Source organism: Stenotrophomonas sp. STEN046 (genome assembly GCF_056759755.1).
The window spans coordinates 1-15,601 of sequence record NZ_JBRRDR010000029.1 but is presented as its reverse complement, the minus strand read 5'-3'; the positions used below and the strand labels follow the sequence as shown (position 1 = coordinate 15,601).

Sequence of the window (15,601 nt, the reverse complement as noted above, 5' to 3'; positions counted from 1 at the left end):
ACACCTGGCATGGATGCGCTGAAGCGCACGGGATGATCATGGATTTCTTGCGTGCTCCGACGATCGCGCTGGCGGCACTGCTGCTTTCGGTGCCGCTGCTTGCACCGGCTGCAGACCCTGTGCAACGGGATGCTGCCGGCAACCGCCTCGAACCCCTGCAGTTGCAGAACCCCGACGACACCGCGGCGCCGCTGCGCTACTGCACCGCCGATGGACAGTGGTGCGTGCGGGCATTGCCGGCCACGGCGGCGGATCAGCCGGGCGTGCTGGAAGTGGCCGAGCGGGTGCATGAGGCGGCAGAGCCGCAGATGCGCCACGTGCCTGTCACGGTCGGCGAGGGCGACGGCCAGGACGGTGACCTGCAGGTGTGGCCGTTCATCGTGCGCCTGGCACCTGCCGCGGGCGACACGCGGCAGCTGACCGATCCACGGCAGGCATCGCTGGAGGACGTACTGGTTGGCACCCTGGTGGAGCGGCGAGCGATGTACTCCGGTGGCGGCGCCAGCGCATCGACCCTGCAACTTGCGCGCATCGGTCACCTGGACGAGGGCATCCAGATCGATGACAACGTGTTGAACGTTGCATGGTCGGCCAACAAGATGATCCGGGCCTGTTTCAGCGAGCGCGATTTCGACCAGCGCGCCGGGGCCTGCCACGACGAGTACAGCTTTGACGCGGAACTGGCGCTGGCCGCCGACGCGCAGGCCATGCCGGTACTGCACTACCGGAGCCGGGCCACCAATTATCCGGCCGGGGTGTCATCGCAGCGGGATTCGCTGGCCATGGCGCGACTGAAGAAGAAGGACCTGCGTACCGAAGAAGACGCGGAATGCAGCTACACGCGGGTGTTCCGTTTCAGTTCGGGTCGATACCAGCCCGACCGGCCGCTGCCGGAGTGTTCGGGTTATACCGAGCCGTGAACCCGTTCCTGAGTCGAGCATGGCCCGACTCTACGGAAGGCATCTGCGCTGGCGGTTACTCGCAGCGGGTGGCAGTGATGATGTTGTCCTTGTCCACGAACACACGCAGGCGATCGGGACGGATGTCCTTGGTGGTGATGGTGTTCGGGCCAATCGGATTGACCAGGCCGGCGCCGCTTTCGCTGGACAGGCGACGGATGTTGGCTTCGTTGGCCGGCTGGCCGATGGCCCAGCCGAGCGGGCTGGCATCACAGCGACCGCTGCCCTTGACCTCCGGGCCGGGGGTGCTGACACACGCTGACAGCAACAGGGCCGAGGCGGGCAGCAACAAAGACAGGCGGATGGACATGCGGGCGCTCCTGCGCGGGGGATTGGCGGCACGATAGCACCGACGGCGCGGAAGCTGTCAGCGTCCCGGTCATTGCCGGTGCGGCTGCGGCACGGCATAGTGGCCGGCGTTGCCGGCAGCGTGCCGGCGGGCAGGCCGGGCCACTCCGGTGCAGGTGCGGGTTCGGGTATGACGGCAGGCAGCAGCGGGCAGGGCGGGCGCAGGATGATGCAGATGACGGCAGCGCTGTGGCTGTCGGGCGCTGCGATGCTGGCCACGGCAGAACCTGCTGCCACAGCCGCTGCAGAGGTGCCGGTGTTCGGTGCCTGGCGCAACCTGCAGACCGAGGCCGGTTACACGCCCGCACAGCGCAACCTGGCATTCGCATTGCTGCCGCAGGCGGCAACCCGGGGCGACCGCTTCGCTGTATTCGACCGTGAGGGCAAGCGCGCGGTGTGTTGCCTGCAGGTGGCCAGCGAGTCACTGGGCGTGGCGGCGCTGCGCGAGCAGTACCACCTGCCGCAGACAGGGGTGACCGACCTGAGCAATGGCCGCAGCCCCGCCCGGCCCTATCTGCCGCACGTCTATGCGATGCAGCGGGTGGATGAACTGGCCGATTACGTGTTTGCCGATGTGGCCGGTGCCTACAGTGACCTGGGCGGACTGCTGCTGCCCGACGCTGCGGCGCTGACCGGGGACGGTACCGGCGTACGCCTGGGCGACGCGGTCTATCACCTGCAGTTCCATCGCCAGCCGCTGGCCGACGACGATGGCGCACTGGACCGCTACACCCTGCAGCCGGTTCCGGCGGGCAGCCCGCTGGTGGTCGAGGTGCCGTTCGGTACTTACTGAGATCGGCAGCAGTGCCGATATCGGCTTCAGCGGCACGACTCTACAATAAGCATGCGACGCCGCCTGTCGCGCCTGATTACGTGAGTCGTTGCCGTGCCCCTGCGCCTTTCCTTGTTGCTGCCCCTGATGCTGCTGGCTGGCTGCGCCAGCGTGCGACCCGCGCCGGCGCCGGCACCTTCAGATGCCCTGTGGCGCCTGATCGAGCGCGACTGCCAGGGCCCGCAGTCGCCACGCGGTGACTGCCTGCAGGTACGCCCGGACGCCGAACGCCGTGACGTGCTGATCAAGGATGCGCACGGCGACTACCAGTTCCTGCTGATGCCGCTGGACAGGATCAGTGGCATCGAGAGCCCTGCGTTGTACCGCCACGGCACACCCAACTACTTCGCCGCGGCCTGGCAGGCGCGTGCACGCACCGAACAGGCGCTGGGCCGGACACTGCCACGCAGCGTCGCCAGCCTGGCGTTGAATTCGCCGCACGGGCGCTCGCAGCACCAGCTGCACATCCATGTCGACTGCCTGCGCGCCGATGTGCTGCAGGCACTGCAGGACAACAGCCGTGCGCTCGATACCCGCTGGGCACCCTTGCCGGTGCTGCTGCGTGGCCATCAGTACCAGGCCCGGCTGCTGCGGGGCGAAGCCTTGACCGCCAATCCGTTGAATCTGTTGGCCCACGACCTTGCTGGCATCGACCAGATCGGACAGTGGAGCCTGCTGGTGGCCGGGCGCGAAGACGTGCACGGCGCACCGGGCTTCATCCTGCTGGCCACACAGCTGGACGCAACTGGCGGCAACGAGGCCAGCGCCGAAGAGCTGCAGGACCATGCCTGCAGCGTGCTGACCGGCGCAGCAGATGCAATGGAACGGGTGCGCTAGCGCTGGCAGGCCGGGTGCGCCAGCCAGTCAGGCGCGGTAAGGGCATGCAGCCTGCGGTCCTGCCAGCCGGTCTGGTCCAGGTAGTGGTCACGCAGCACGCCCTCCTGCTTGAACCCGACCGATTGCAGCGCGGCCACCACCGGTGAGCTGGCATCCGGTGCCAGCATGGCGTACACCCGGCGCAGCCCGACCTGCTCGAACAGGAACGGGCACAGTGCCAGCAGCGAGGCGTGCAGCTGCCGTTGCTGCACGCACCCCAGCGGATGCAACCACTGCAGTTCGGCACTGCGCGCGTGTGCGCAGTCCAGGCGCACATGCAGCTGGTCCAGCAACGTGCCCTGCGCATCGAACGTGCCCAGCAGCAGGCGATCGTTGTCGTACTGCAGCTGCGATCGCTGTACACCCGCAAGGAACCGTGCCTCTGCATCGAAGTCGGCGGGATACCTGAGGCTGTGCTCGAGCTGGTGGTGATGCCGGCGCCATGCCAGCAGGTCGGCACGCTGCAACGGGCGCACCAGGATCGACCCATGCTGCAGCTGCAACAGGTGCCGGCGCAGAACCGGACGCATGGGGGGCGGGAAGGTTGGGGAATACATGGTCATGCGCGGACGATGGCGCAGCCCTCGCGGGGCGGCAATGAAACGAGTTGCAAATTGATTTGTGTCTGGACCTGTCGGTCTGAGTCGATTCAGACATAAGGCCATCAGGCCTGGTCATTTCCGCTGCAACCATCCGTTCAGGACACTTGGCGTACGGGAAGGCCGTGCGCGCAATGCCGCCGCTTCCCGCACCACCCCAACTCCCCCAGGAAGCCCATGTCCGCCTCTCCCCAGGCGCTGCGCCCGCGTCCGCTGGTGCTTGCGTTGTCGTCCCTGATGCTGGTCTCGTTGCCGGCCTACGCGCAGGAAAGCGCACCCACCTCGTTGCAGGAAGTGAAGGTCACCGGCTCGCGCATCCCCCGCGCCAGCGTCGAGGGGCCATCGCCGGTCACGGTGATCAGCCGCGAGCAGATCGACGCTCAGGGCTATCGCAACGCCTTCGATGCCCTGAGCGCGTTGACTGAGAACACCGGCAACGTGCAGGGCGAGGATTTCGGCAACACCTTTACCCCGGCCGCCAACACCATCAATCTGCGGGGACTGGGTCCGAACCGTACCCTGGTGCTGGTCAATGGTCGTCGCCAGTCCGACTATCCGCTGGCGTACGAAGGTTCGGTGAACGTGGTCAACCTGGCCAACATTCCCAGCGCATTGATCGAGCGCATCGAGGTGCTGGCCGCCGGTGCTTCGGCGGTCTATGGGTCCGATGCGATTGCCGGGGTGGTCAACATCATCCTCAAGGATCGCTACGAAGGCGTGGACGTGAATGTGCGCGCAGGCGGCACCGGGCAGGGCGGTGGTGACAGCCAGCGCGTGCAGGTGGTCGGTGGTGGTTCCGGCGAGCGCTGGGATGCGCTGTTCGGCTTCGAGTTCGATGTGCGCAAGGCAATCCACGCACGCCAGCGCGACTTCATGGATTCGCTGGACGATGACCCGGCCGGCAAGCCGCCCCAGGCGACCGCGATCGCCTATCGCCGCAATGCCGCCACCGGTCGCAACATCGACCCGGGCGTCAATGGCTGCGATGCAGCATCGGACATCTACGGCGGCAGCGTGTTCCGCGCCAACAACCCGCGGCAGGGTTGGTACTGCGGCAGCAACGAGGCGGCGGCCAGCTACTGGACCGTGCAGACCGAGAAGCGCAATCTCAACGGCTACGGCCTGCTGACCTTCCACGTCAACGAGACCACCGATCTGTTCGCCGATCTGGCGGTGGGCAGTGCACGCATCAGCAACAATACCCGCGCACCCACCTGGACCTCGTCACGCAACTACTTCTACAACCAGAACACCGGCAACCTGGAGAGCTGGTACCGCCGCTTCGCCCCGGAAGAAATCGGTGGCCTGCCGCGCAACGCCAACCGCTTCCTGGAAAACTCCTGGTCGTTCAATGTCGGCGCGCGTGGCCAGATCGGCGACAGCGGCTGGGACTATGAAGCGGTCTACAGCCGTTCGCGCTACGAGAACCGTACCCGTCGTCCCGTGCTGCTGGCCGGCATCAACGAGTATCTGCTTGGCCCGAAGCTGGGCGTGCGCAACGGCGTGGACGTCCATGCGCCGGACCCGGCGCGCCTGTTCAAGCCGCTGACGCCCAATGAGTACGAAGGCCTGTCCGGTTACCAGGAAAGCCGCAATGCGGCGTGGCTGCAGACCTTCAGCGCCAGCGTCAATGGCCGCCTGTTCGCGCTGCCCGGTGGCGACGCTGCGTTGGCCGCTGTGGTCGAAGCCGGCAGCCAGGGCTACCGCAACCGCCCGGATCCGCGGCTGGGTACCGGTGAGTTCTGGAACACCACGGCGGGTATTGGTGCCGGTGGAGAGCGTGACCGCTATGCGGCGGGCGTGGAACTGCAGCTGCCGCTGCTGCAGTCGCTGACCACCACCCTGGCCGGTCGTTACGACCAGTACCGCGCCGGCGGCGAGCACATCGGCAAGGCCACCTGGAGCTTCGGCGTCGAGTTCCGCCCCATTGAAAGCCTGTTGATCCGTGGTTCGGCTGCGACCAGCTTCCGTGCGCCGGACATGAACTACGTGTTCGCCACAGAGACGCGCGGCTACAACCCGGGCATGACCGACTACTGGCGCTGCCGCACGGCGGGCCAGTCGTACGACAACTGCGACTACAACGGCCTGTCGATCGACTACAGCAACCGTGCCAATGCGCAGCTGCAGCCGGAGTCGGCCAAGTCGTATGGCTTCGGTGTGGTCTGGTCGCCGTTGGCCGCGCTGGATTTCAGCGCGGACTACTACGACATCCGCATCGACAACGAAGTCACCAGCCTCGATACCAGCCGCATCCTGCGTGACGAGGCCGATTGCCGGCTCGGCCGCACGTTGGGCGGAGAAGCGCGCGACATCGGTTCGCCGCTGTGCCAGGACGCGCTGTCGCGGGTGATCCGCAATCCGTCCAACGCCACGGTGCAGCCGGACCAGGTGACCCGCGTACTGATCAATCCGATCAACGCGGCCTCCGAATCGGTGCGCGGCCTGGACCTGAAGGGCAACTGGCGTTTCGATGCGGGCCGCTACGGCCGCTTCAGCACGCGCCTGGCCTACACCGTGGTGCTTGAGCACAAGTACCGGCAGTTCTCCGATGATCCGGAGCGCGATATCCGCAACTCGCTGGATGACTACCAGTGGCGCAGCAAGGCCAACGGCAGCATCACCTGGAACCAGGGCGACTGGACCACCACGCTGTACGGCAACCGCTTCGGGTCGTTGCCGAAGACCGATGGCAGTGGTCGCATCGCGCCGTACATGACCTACAACGCCAGCGTGTTCCGCCAGTTCGGTGAAAACCTGTCGGTCGGCGTGATCGTCAACAACCTGCGTGACAGCCGGCCGCCGGCGGACAGGAACGGAGGTGGCTGGCCGTTCTATCCGGTCGGCAACTACGACCCGTATGGCCGCCAGTACTGGGTGCAGCTGGACTATCGGTTCCGCTGATCAGGCAGGCGAACGAAAGGCCCGGCATTGCCGGGCTTTTCTTTGTGCAGTGCACCGGTGCAACCGCTGCGCGCGTGGCATGCTGTGGCGATACACGGAGGGCGATGCGCATGGATGTCAGGGTGTGGGGTGTGATTGCAGTGGCGGCCATTGCGGGCTGCAGTGGCAAGCCGGCGGCCAGCGTGGACGCTGCGACGGAGGCGGCCGACGCCGCGTCGGTGCAGTCCGATTCCACCAAGCCAGCTGAGGCTGGATCAACGCGCGGGACAGCCGCATCGAGCGCGGCGACGGCTGCACACGGGCCTGCGAACCCGGAGGGTCACTTCCTTGAGGGCGAGCGCATGCTGCTGGCCGAAGGTGGGGTGTCTGTGGAAAAGAGCGAGGCGCTCCTCGGTTCCGACACGGCCTTCGCACAGGCAATCAGCCAGTTCGAACGGGACGCGGCCAGCCGTCCGGAGGTGCAGGACCAGACCCGTCTCTACAAGGCGGCCGCGACCCGGCTCATCGGCCAGGATGGCGCGCTGGTGTCCTTTGCCTGCGGCTACAGCCTGTGCGTCGGCGAGATCCGCAGCCGCACCGATGCGGGTTTCAGTGCCTGGTCCGAGGCGATTGGCATGGACAAGGCGGCCCCGGTCTACAGCCTGACCACTGCGCCGATGGCGTGGGGCCGCGACCAGCATGGTGGGCGTTTTGTGTTCTCGGTGGACCCGGCCGCCAATGGCATCACCGGCCAGTAGCGCCGGGCGATGCCCGGCGACACAACACGCTACGGCAGACCCTGTACCAGGTACGACTCGATGACGTAGCTGAAAGGCTGCTGCTGGCGGTCGCGCAGCAGGGCGCGTACTTCCAGGATCACGCCGCGGTCGCCTTCACCGCGTGGCGGCCAGAACGTCTGGTCGGCCAGGGTCTGGCGCTTGAAGCCGAGCGGACCGACCACCCGGCCGAAGGGTTCATCGGTGGTATCGAGCACCTGGTTCATGGCCGGACTGAGATGGTCGGGCAGGTACCAGTTGTCGGCTTCGGACAGTACGCGGCTGCCACAGGCCAGTTGCACGCGGCGGTAGCGCAGGGCGGTACGGGTGTCGGCAGCCAGCGCCTGCAGCACTTCGGCCGGGGCCGGCTTGTCGGTGCCACGCACGCGCACGGCGCGGACGCGGGCCTGTTCAGCCAAGCCGTGTTCGGCGCACCAGGTTTCGAGCGTGGCGGTGGCGCTCTGGCCGGCCAGCACGCGCTGATGCAGCATTTCCACCAGGGCAGCCGAGGCGATGCGCTGCTGCCCCGGCGGGGCCTGCAGCGGGGTACTGGCCGCCGCATCGGTGGCGGACAGGCTGGCAATCGGCGCGGCGGCGAGCAGGGAAGCGGCCTGCCAGCGGCGAAGACGATCGTGGCGGTCGGACGGGCCCATGCGGCATCACAGCGGAAACAGGTGCCTATGGTACCTGTTCAGGGGTGTGCACGGTGTCGCTGCGACCGGTGGTCGCAGGGGGCAGTCATCGATATGGTGAATGTGTGCCATCCAGATATTTCGTTGGCCGATGGCTGTATCGAGGCGCAGGATGACGCCAGTCTTGGCTTTCCGCGAGTTCCCGATGACCCAGCAGTTCGTCCACGGCGGTGTCGACCGCGACGGTGCATCGCTGCACTTCCATATCCGTGATGGCCGCATCAGCGGGCTCAATGGCGATGCCCGGCCCGCCGATGGGGCGGAATGCGTCGATCTGGAGGGCTTCGCGGTGCTGCCGGGTCTGGTTGATGGACACATCCACCTGGACAAGAGTTTTGTCGGCGACCGTTGGCATCCGCACCAGCCGGTCAGCAGCCTGCGTGAACGGCTGGCAGTGGAAAAGGCCGCCGTGGCTGCCGCTGCACCGATGGTTGATCGCGCCGAGGCGCTTATCCGCCAATGCAGTGGATTTGGCACCGTGGCGATGCGCTGCCATGTGGATATCGATGGCAGTACCGGCCTGAGTCACCTGCAGGCGGTGCGTGAGGCGGCGCTCCGCTGCGCCGACATCATGCGCATCCAGCTGGTGGCGTTCCCGCAGGCCGGCGTGATGTCCTGCGCGGGCACCGCTGCCGTCCTGCAGCAGGCCATCGAGGCCGGCGTGGAAGTGCTGGGCGGGATCGATCCGACCACGCTGGATGGCGATGCCGACGGCCAGCTGGCGTTGCTGTTCAACTTGGCCGAGCGCTACGGCGTGCAGCTGGACATTCATCTGCATGAGCCCGCAGAAACCGGCCTGGCCCAGCTGCTGCGCATCGCCGCACGCACGCGCGCTGCCGGCATGCAGGGCAGGGTGGCGGTCAGCCATGCGTACGCGCTTGGGGAGGTGCCCCTGGCACGCGCACTGCAGGTGGGTGAGGCGCTGGCAGCGGCGGGCGTGGCGATCATGAGCAACGCACCGGGCGACCATCCCTTTCCGCCGCTGCGTGCACTGCATGATGCGGGGGTTCGCGTGTTCGGCGGCAACGACAACATCCGTGACTGCTGGTGGCCCTATGGCAACGGTGATCTGTTACAGCGGGCAATGCTGCTGGGCTACCGCTCCGGCTTCCATACCGATGCCGACCTGATGCTGGCGCTGGACATAGTGACCACCCATGCCGCGCAGGTGATCGGACTGCCGCAGTACGGCCTTGCCGAAGGACATCCGGCCACCTTCGTGGCGGTGCGTGCCGACCATGGCCCGGCTGCGGTGGCCGCCGTGCCGGTCGAGCGGCGTGTGGTGCTTGACGGCCGTTGGCTGTAGATCCACGACACGCGTGGATGATGCTCGATCAAGGGCCGACAGATGTTCAGTAGATCCACGCCACGCGTGGATGATGTGATCGAAGCCAGCACGCGGGTCAGACGTAGTCGTCGGCGCGGGTGGCGACGAATTCCTCAAGCCACGCCAGCAGATGGGCGATGTCGATGATCTGGCCCTGCTCGACGCGCTTGAGCAGCAGCGTGCTGGCGCCGATCTGCAGGCTGCTGTCGGCATAGCGCAGCACCGCGTCGATGCCCCAGGCATCGGTGACCTGCATCCAGGCCAAGCCCGGCACACGCTGGGCCAACGTGTCGCCGAAAGCCACACCCAACGCTTCCCAGCCCTCGCAGTCGTCGTTCTCGATCAGCTCGGCATCGACTACGCGCTGTAGCATGCCGGGCGCTAGAGGCCACTGCACGGGCGCTGCCGGGAAAGCCGATGCAACCCGCGCGGCCACCTGCGCGCGCTGCTGCTGCATGTGCGCGAAAAGGGCGGGCGGCAGTGGATCGAATCGGATGTCGGTTTCGCTGGCTTCGTGGTTCATGGCGGGGTGATGTGGAAACAGGGGTTTTGTACTTTAGAGCGCAAGCTCGGGATCTGCCATGCGCAGCTCCCTGGCGATAGCTGTGCAGCTGAGGGTGCCCAGTACATCATCCGCCTCCTGCGCAGACCGGGCGGTGGGTTCTTTCCACGCACGGCGTGGAGCTACTCCGGCTCGCGCTGCACCTGCCGCCACAGCTCGCTGGCCAGTGCGCGCACCGCATCATCGGCGTCGGCCCGATGCAGCAGCCCGATCTCGTAATTGTCGATCACCGGCAGATCGCGCTCGCCATCGATGATGCGATGCTCGCGGGTGACCGCACGGCGCGGCAGCAGGCTGATGCCGATGCCATCGGCCACTGCTCCCTGGATGCCGCTCAGCGACGAACTGGTGAAGGCGATGCGCCAGCGCAGGCCCAGCGCCTCCACCGAATGGATCATCTCGTCGCGGTACAGCCCGCGCGGTGGAAAGGTCACCAGAGGTAGCGGGTCCTGCAGCAGGCAGCTGCTTCGCAGGCTGTCTATCCAGTGCATCGGCTCGCGCCGGCAGTGCACGGCCTGGCGGGTATTGCGGCGCTGCTTGACCAGTACCAGGTCCAGTTCGCCGTGGTCGAAGCCATGTGCCAGATCACGGCTGAGGCCACTACTGATTTCCAGCTTCACCTGCGGATGGCGACGGTTGAATGCGGCCAGCATCCGGGTGGTCTGGGCGTTGACGAAGTCCTCCGGCACACCGATGCGCACCGCAGTTTCGACGGTGGCTCCAGCCAATGCCTGCGCCAGTTCCTCGTTCAGATCCAGCATGCGCCGTGCGTAGCCGATCAGGGTGTGGCCGGCGTCGGTAGGATGCACGTCGCGGTGGCCGCGCTCGAGCAGCCGGTGGCCGGCCAGTTCCTCCAGCCGGCGGATTTTCTGGCTGATGGTGGACTGGGTGGAATGCAGGCGGGTGGCCGCGGTGGTGAAACTGCCGCAGTCGGCCACCATCACCAGGGCCCGCAGCAGGTCCAGCTCGAACAGGGTTCTATTCGATTTGGCACTGTCTTGCATTTGAACATTTCACTTCTGGATGCCAGGACCGACTTCTACCATGCAGGACAAGGGCCGGCAACGGCCGGTGCCGCCGCGCATGAGGAGAACCACGATGGGTTACGTTCGTTTCCGCCGCCGCTGGGCTGCAACGGGCCGCGTGCTGTTGCTGTGCGTGTTGGCCATGGCGGTTCCGGCGTGCGCGGCCAACCCGCGGGGGGATGCCGATGCACGACTGCGTGATGCGGCCACCCGCGGCGACGTATCGGCGCTACGCAAGGCGCTGGACGCTGGCGCCGGGCTGGACGCACGCGACGGGCAGGGCCGCACGGCGCTGCTGCTGGCCACCCACGCCAACAACGTGGAGGCCGCACGTGCACTTATCGAAGCCGGCGCGGACGTCAACGCGAAGGATGCGATGCAGGACAGCGCCTATCTCTATGCCGGCGCGCGCGGGCTGGATGAGATCCTGGCGCTGACGCTTGCCCATGGCGCCGACCTGCGCAGCACCAACCGCTATGGCGGTACCGCACTGATCCCTGCTGCCGAACGTGGACATGTGGCAACCGTGCGCACCCTGCTGCGCGCAGGTGTTGCGGTGGATCATGTGAACCGGCTGCATTGGACCGCACTGCTGGAAGCGATCCTGCTCGGCGATGGCGGCGCCCGCCATGTGCAGATCGTGCAGCTGCTGCTCGATGCCGGGGCCGATCCCGAGCGGGCTGACGGCGATGGCGTGACTCCGCTGGCACATGCACGCCAACGCGGCTACGCCGCAATCGAAACCCTGCTGCGCCAGCACGGCGCCACCCGCTGAATCCCGCCCCTTCCACCCGCACGCCGGTCGTGCCCACCAGGATGCTTTCCATGTTCCGTTCCCGCCTGTTGTCCCTTGCCATCGTTGTCGCAGTGGCGCCGCTGTCGGCGTCTGCCGCCGAGCGTGCCGACCTGCTGATCCGCAATGCCACCGTGGTCGATGTAGAGCACGCCCGCAGCATTGCCGGGCAGAGCGTGGTGATCCGTGGCGAAGACATCGTTGCGGTCGGCCCTGATGCGCAGCTGCGCGGCCAGTGGCAGGCCAGCCGCCAGATCGATGCCCAGGGCAAGTACCTGATCCCCGGGTTGTGGGACATGCACGTGCATTTCGGCGGCGGCCCGGCCCTGGTCGAAGAGAACAAGGCGCTGCTGCCGCTGTACATCGCCCACGGCATCACCACCGTGCGTGACTGTTCCGGCGACCTGCCCGAACACGTGCTGCAGTGGCGCGGCGAGATCGCCAAGGGCACGCTGTTCGGTCCGCGTCTGCTGACCTCCGGCGCCAAGATCGAAGGCATCAAGCCGGTCTGGAAGGGCACCATCGAAGTGGGCAGCGAGGCCGACGCCGACAAGGCGATCGCCCGCCTGCAGCACGACAAGGTTGATTTCGTGAAAATCACCGACAGCACGCTGAAGCCGGAACTGTTCCTGTACTCGACCAGTGCTGCGCGCAAGGCCGGGTTCAAGGCCTCGGGTCATATTCCGATGGCGCTGACCGTGGAGCAGGCAGTGGATGCCGGCCTGGCCTCGATCGAGCATCTGGACTATGCCTTCAAGGCTGGCAGCAAGGACGAGGCAAAGATCGCCGCGGACTTCGGTGCGGGCCGCATCGACCGCGCCGAAGCCAACCGCCGTCTCGACGCCAGCTTCGACCATGACACTGCGATGCACGCCTACCGTGACTTCGCCAAGCGTGGCGTATTCGTGACCCCGACCCTCAACGGCGGGCGCATCCTCGATTTCCTTGACCAGGATGACCACGCCAACGATGCGTACCTGGCCTACATCGGCCCGGGCCTGCGTGCGACCTACGCATGGCGCGTGGACCGCGCGGCGAAGGCCACGCCGGCGCAGATCGAAGCGCGCCACGCGCAGTACCATCAGGTGGCCGCCGTGTTGCCGCTGCTGCAGGAAGCGGGGGTGACGATCATCGCCGGCACCGATGCAGGCTTCCTCAATTCGTACAACTTCCCGGGCATCGCCCTGCACCAGGAACTGCAGCTGTTCGTGAAGGGAGGCCTGAGTGCACCGCAGGCGCTGTCGGCGGCCACCCGTTCCGGCCCGGCCTGGTTCGGCCAGATGGACCGTTACGGCGGCGTCGCACAGGGCAAGGCGGCCGACCTGGTGCTGCTGACCGCCAACCCGCTGCAGGACATCGCGGCCACGGAGAAGATCGACAGCGTGATCCTGCGCGGTGATGTGTACGACCGCGCCGCGCTGGACAGGATGCTGGCCGAGACCAAGGCCAAGGTGGCCGCGTGGAACGCCGAGGCAAAGTAGGTTCTCGCCATGCACCGATGATGCCGGCGGCGCCTAGCGCGCTGCCGGCCGCATGCCATGCAGGCGTGGCAGGGCTTCCTTCATCGCGTCGATGAAGGCGCGCAGGCGCAACGGTTGCTGACGCGCGGCCGGAAACACCAGGTGCACCGGCAGCGGCGGCGCCTGCCAGCCGGGCAGCAGTTGTACGAGGCGGCCTGTGGCCAGATCGTCGGCAACCAGCCACGCCGAAACCACGGCCGCGCCCAGCCCGGCCACGGCGGCGCGTTGCACCACGAACAGGTTGTCGCTGAGCAGGCGCGGGGCGATCGACAGCGTATGCGCGTGCCCCTGCGCATCGTGCAGCAGCAGCCGTTCGCGGTAGTAGGTGGCCAGTGCGATCCACGGCAGCGCCTGCGCCTGTTCCGGCGTGTGGATGGCTGCCGGGTCGGCCAGCGATGGGGCGGCCACCACGATGCGCGGCACCTCGGCCAGCGGCAGGGCAACCATGCGTGGTTCATCGACCGGGCCGACCCGGACCGCACAGTCGATGCCTTCGGCGATGAAGTCCGGGCGGCGGTCTTCGAGTATCCACTCCAGGCTCAGCTGCGGATGCAGTGCCAGGAAGTCGAGCATCGTTGGCAGCAGCTGCGCCTGGCCGAATGCGTGCGGCACCATCACCCGCAGGCGGCCGCTCAGCGTCTGGGCGTGCCCGTGCAGCTCTGCCTGCAGCGATTCCCACTCGTCGACCACCCGCTGCGCATGGCGCTGGCAGCGCTGGCCGTCTTCGGTCAACTGCAGGCCATGGGTGGAGCGCTGCAGCAGGCGCAGGCCCAGTTGCCGTTCCAGCGCCTGAAGCCGCCGGCTGACGGTGGGCTGGGTGGTTCCCAGCTGCACTGCGGCCGCAGACAGGCTGCCGCTGTCGACAATGCGCAGGAAGGTGCGCAGCAGATCCAGGCGGTCACCGCCTGCGACAAGGTCATTCATGCGCATGACGTATGTAAGGTATGTGCAGAAGCCTACTACAGGCGTATGGCGAATACTGCCAGGCTACGCACCGTTCCTTCCAACGGCCTGCGCCATGTCCACTCCCACGGTTTCAACCCTGTCCACGCCGCATGCGGCGCCTTCCTCATCACTGGTGCTGGCCATGGCTGCCGGCGCCGGCTTCTCGGTGGCGTCGCTCTACTACAGCCAGCCCATGCTGGGCCTGATCGCGCGCGATCTGGCCGCGGGTGAGCGCGCCGTCGGCCTGGTGCCGACACTGACCCAGCTTGGCTACGCGCTGGGCATCCTGCTGCTGGCGCCATTGGGTGACCGCTTCGATCGCCGCAACCTGATCCTGCTGAAATCGGTGCTGCTGGCGCTGGCCCTGGGTGCAGCAGCACTGGCCGGCCAGTTGCCGGGGCTGCTGGTGGCCAGCCTGCTGGTGGGGTTGATGGCCACGCTGGCGCAGGACATCGTGCCGGCGGCGGCCGTGTTGGCACCGGATGCACAACGCGGCCAGGTGGTAGGGCGGGTGATGACCGGACTGCTGCTGGGCATCCTGCTGTCACGCGTGGTCAGTGGTGTGGTGGCCGAGGCGTGGGGGTGGCGCCTGCAGTTCGGGCTGGCTGCGCTTTCGGTGCTGGCGATGGCTGCGGTGATGGCACGCACGCTGCCGCACTTCGCCACCACCAGCACGCTGCGCTATCCCGCATTGCTGGGTTCGTTGCTTGCACTCTGGCGTGAGCAACCGCAGCTGCGTCGTGCCGTGGCCAGCCAGTCATTGCTGGCGGTGGGCTTCAGTGCCTTCTGGTCGACGCTGGCGCTGATGCTGCATGCACGGCTGGGCCTGGGCAGTGCCGCCGCCGGTGCGTTCGGCATTGCCGGGGCGGCGGGCGCGTTGGCCGCACCGGTTGCCGGCCGCTTCGCCGATCGGCTGGGCAGCCCGGCCGTAGCGCGGTTGGCGATTGCGGTTGCGCTGTCTGGATTCGCGCTGCTGCTGGCGGAAAGCTGGCTGCCGGCCGCCGCGTTGTTGCCGTTGCTGGTGGTGAGCGCGCTGCTGTTCGATTTTGGTTTCCAGTCGGCACTGGTCGCTCACCAGACGCTGGTCTACGGCCTGGTGCCGTCCGCGCGCAGTCGTCTCAACGCGCTGCTGTTCACCGGCATGTTCATCGGCATGGCCGCTGGCGGTGCGCTGGGAAGCCTGGCGCTGGCGCAATGGGGCTGGCAGGGCGTGGCGTGGCTGGCAACGGTGTGTGCGGGCGGCAGTCTGCTGGTGCGGTTGCGGTAAGGGGGTGTTCGGCAGGGCTTGCAGCCCTGCACCTGCCGAAGCCAAAGCCAAAGCCAAAGCGGCTCGGGGAGATCTGTAGTTGGGTGGGGCGGTGGGGGGGGGGGGGGCCCACCCGAAAACCAACCCAGGGGGGAGGATTGGGCCCACCAATGAGCCCACAGTCCAGCACCACCACCCCCAACAACCCCCCCCACTTT

Annotated in this window: 15 protein-coding genes; 9 read left to right on the top strand and 6 right to left on the bottom strand. The window is 67.2% G+C overall.

Features of this window, described 5'->3' with window-relative positions; genetic code table 11:
- The first annotated feature begins 38 nt into the window (after positions 1 to 38).
- Positions 39 to 920: a hypothetical protein gene (locus tag ACVOLJ_RS13875; protein WP_481564382.1), complete on the top strand. Its 882-nt coding sequence runs from the start codon at positions 39 to 41 to the stop codon at positions 918 to 920.
- A gap of 55 nt (positions 921 to 975) precedes the next feature.
- On the opposite strand, the gene ACVOLJ_RS13870 is transcribed toward ACVOLJ_RS13875, so the two are convergent.
- Entirely contained in the window at positions 976 to 1,269 is a 294-nt protein-coding gene (locus ACVOLJ_RS13870; protein ID WP_475279078.1) for an I78 family peptidase inhibitor, read from the bottom strand.
- A 168-nt stretch (positions 1,270 to 1,437) separates the two neighbouring features.
- On the opposite strand from ACVOLJ_RS13870, the gene ACVOLJ_RS13865 reads away from it, so the two are divergent.
- Together ACVOLJ_RS13865 and ACVOLJ_RS13860 are read left to right on the top strand one after the other, a co-directional pair.
- On the top strand, positions 1,438 to 2,100 hold the full coding sequence (locus ACVOLJ_RS13865) for a decarboxylase (protein ID WP_481564381.1): 663 nt from the start codon (positions 1,438 to 1,440) through the stop codon (positions 2,098 to 2,100).
- Between the two features lie 93 nt (positions 2,101 to 2,193).
- A complete protein-coding gene (locus ACVOLJ_RS13860) occupies positions 2,194 to 2,976 on the top strand; it encodes a CDP-diacylglycerol diphosphatase (RefSeq protein ID WP_481564380.1) in 783 nt (260 codons plus the stop codon).
- Here the strand turns inward: ACVOLJ_RS13860 and ACVOLJ_RS13855 are convergent.
- Positions 2,973 to 3,545, bottom strand: a complete 573-nt coding sequence (locus tag ACVOLJ_RS13855; RefSeq protein ID WP_481564379.1) for a GNAT family N-acetyltransferase — start codon at positions 3,543 to 3,545, stop codon at positions 2,973 to 2,975. The two genes, ACVOLJ_RS13860 and ACVOLJ_RS13855, sit on opposite strands and share 4 nt — an antisense overlap.
- 246 nt (positions 3,546 to 3,791) lie before the next feature.
- On the opposite strand from ACVOLJ_RS13855, the gene ACVOLJ_RS13850 reads away from it, so the two are divergent.
- Positions 3,792 to 6,518 (top strand): TonB-dependent receptor plug domain-containing protein, encoded by a 2,727-nt coding sequence (locus ACVOLJ_RS13850; RefSeq protein ID WP_481564378.1) that lies wholly within the window; start codon positions 3,792 to 3,794, stop codon positions 6,516 to 6,518.
- Positions 6,519 to 6,628: 110 nt separating this feature from the next.
- Positions 6,629 to 7,255: a hypothetical protein gene (locus tag ACVOLJ_RS13845; RefSeq protein ID WP_481564377.1), complete on the top strand. Its 627-nt coding sequence runs from the start codon at positions 6,629 to 6,631 to the stop codon at positions 7,253 to 7,255.
- A gap of 29 nt (positions 7,256 to 7,284) precedes the next feature.
- Here the strand turns inward: ACVOLJ_RS13845 and ACVOLJ_RS13840 are convergent, their stop codons facing one another.
- Positions 7,285 to 7,926 (bottom strand): hypothetical protein, encoded by a 642-nt coding sequence (locus ACVOLJ_RS13840; RefSeq protein WP_475279072.1) that lies wholly within the window; start codon positions 7,924 to 7,926, stop codon positions 7,285 to 7,287.
- 184 nt (positions 7,927 to 8,110) lie between these two features.
- On the opposite strand from ACVOLJ_RS13840, the gene ACVOLJ_RS13835 reads away from it, so the two are divergent.
- Positions 8,111 to 9,271: an amidohydrolase family protein gene (locus ACVOLJ_RS13835; protein ID WP_481564400.1), complete on the top strand. Its 1,161-nt coding sequence runs from the start codon at positions 8,111 to 8,113 to the stop codon at positions 9,269 to 9,271.
- A 97-nt stretch (positions 9,272 to 9,368) separates the two neighbouring features.
- Here ACVOLJ_RS13835 and ACVOLJ_RS13830 read toward each other — a convergent pair whose 3' ends face one another.
- Together ACVOLJ_RS13830 and ACVOLJ_RS13825 are read right to left on the bottom strand one after the other, a co-directional pair.
- Positions 9,369 to 9,815, bottom strand: coding sequence for a DUF3806 domain-containing protein (locus tag ACVOLJ_RS13830; protein WP_481564376.1), 447 nt, complete (start codon positions 9,813 to 9,815; stop codon positions 9,369 to 9,371).
- Between the two features lie 161 nt (positions 9,816 to 9,976).
- Entirely contained in the window at positions 9,977 to 10,858 is an 882-nt protein-coding gene (locus ACVOLJ_RS13825; protein ID WP_481564375.1) for a LysR substrate-binding domain-containing protein, read from the bottom strand.
- Positions 10,859 to 10,952: 94 nt separating this feature from the next.
- Between ACVOLJ_RS13825 and ACVOLJ_RS13820 the strand changes: the two genes are divergently transcribed.
- Both ACVOLJ_RS13820 and ACVOLJ_RS13815 read left to right on the top strand, forming a co-directional pair.
- Positions 10,953 to 11,654, top strand: coding sequence for an ankyrin repeat domain-containing protein (locus tag ACVOLJ_RS13820; protein WP_481564374.1), 702 nt, complete (start codon positions 10,953 to 10,955; stop codon positions 11,652 to 11,654).
- Positions 11,655 to 11,704: 50 nt separating this feature from the next.
- Positions 11,705 to 13,153, top strand: coding sequence for an amidohydrolase family protein (locus tag ACVOLJ_RS13815; protein WP_481564373.1), 1,449 nt, complete (start codon positions 11,705 to 11,707; stop codon positions 13,151 to 13,153).
- Positions 13,154 to 13,186: 33 nt separating this feature from the next.
- Here the strand turns inward: ACVOLJ_RS13815 and ACVOLJ_RS13810 are convergent, their stop codons facing one another.
- The gene (locus ACVOLJ_RS13810; RefSeq protein WP_475279067.1) at positions 13,187 to 14,116 is read right to left on the bottom strand and encodes a LysR family transcriptional regulator; all 930 of its coding nucleotides are present in this window, start codon (positions 14,114 to 14,116) and stop codon (positions 13,187 to 13,189) included.
- A 94-nt stretch (positions 14,117 to 14,210) separates the two neighbouring features.
- Between ACVOLJ_RS13810 and ACVOLJ_RS13805 the strand changes: the two genes are divergently transcribed.
- A complete protein-coding gene (locus ACVOLJ_RS13805) occupies positions 14,211 to 15,404 on the top strand; it encodes an MFS transporter (protein ID WP_475279066.1) in 1,194 nt (397 codons plus the stop codon).
- Positions 15,405 to 15,601: the final 197 nt, after the last annotated feature.

Excerpts from the sequence above, each read along its gene's own strand:
- ACVOLJ_RS13865 (WP_481564381.1), top strand. The coding sequence starts at position 1,438 with ATGACGGCAGGCAGCAGCGGGCAGGGCGGGCGCAGGATGATGCAGATG.
- ACVOLJ_RS13855 (WP_481564379.1), bottom strand. The coding sequence starts at position 3,545 with ATGCGTCCGGTTCTGCGCCGGCACCTGTTGCAGCTGCAGCATGGGTCG.
- ACVOLJ_RS13820 (WP_481564374.1), top strand. The coding sequence starts at position 10,953 with ATGGGTTACGTTCGTTTCCGCCGCCGCTGGGCTGCAACGGGCCGCGTG.
- ACVOLJ_RS13805 (WP_475279066.1), top strand. The coding sequence starts at position 14,211 with ATGTCCACTCCCACGGTTTCAACCCTGTCCACGCCGCATGCGGCGCCT.
- ACVOLJ_RS13840 (WP_475279072.1), bottom strand. The coding sequence starts at position 7,926 with ATGGGCCCGTCCGACCGCCACGATCGTCTTCGCCGCTGGCAGGCCGCT.
- ACVOLJ_RS13825 (WP_481564375.1), bottom strand. The coding sequence starts at position 10,858 with ATGCAAGACAGTGCCAAATCGAATAGAACCCTGTTCGAGCTGGACCTG.
- ACVOLJ_RS13875 (WP_481564382.1), top strand. The coding sequence starts at position 39 with ATGGATTTCTTGCGTGCTCCGACGATCGCGCTGGCGGCACTGCTGCTT.
- ACVOLJ_RS13830 (WP_481564376.1), bottom strand. The coding sequence starts at position 9,815 with ATGAACCACGAAGCCAGCGAAACCGACATCCGATTCGATCCACTGCCG.
- ACVOLJ_RS13845 (WP_481564377.1), top strand. The coding sequence starts at position 6,629 with ATGGATGTCAGGGTGTGGGGTGTGATTGCAGTGGCGGCCATTGCGGGC.
- ACVOLJ_RS13815 (WP_481564373.1), top strand. The coding sequence starts at position 11,705 with ATGTTCCGTTCCCGCCTGTTGTCCCTTGCCATCGTTGTCGCAGTGGCG.
- ACVOLJ_RS13850 (WP_481564378.1), top strand. The coding sequence starts at position 3,792 with ATGTCCGCCTCTCCCCAGGCGCTGCGCCCGCGTCCGCTGGTGCTTGCG.
- ACVOLJ_RS13810 (WP_475279067.1), bottom strand. The coding sequence starts at position 14,116 with ATGAATGACCTTGTCGCAGGCGGTGACCGCCTGGATCTGCTGCGCACC.
- ACVOLJ_RS13835 (WP_481564400.1), top strand. The coding sequence starts at position 8,111 with ATGACCCAGCAGTTCGTCCACGGCGGTGTCGACCGCGACGGTGCATCG.
- ACVOLJ_RS13870 (WP_475279078.1), bottom strand. The coding sequence starts at position 1,269 with ATGTCCATCCGCCTGTCTTTGTTGCTGCCCGCCTCGGCCCTGTTGCTG.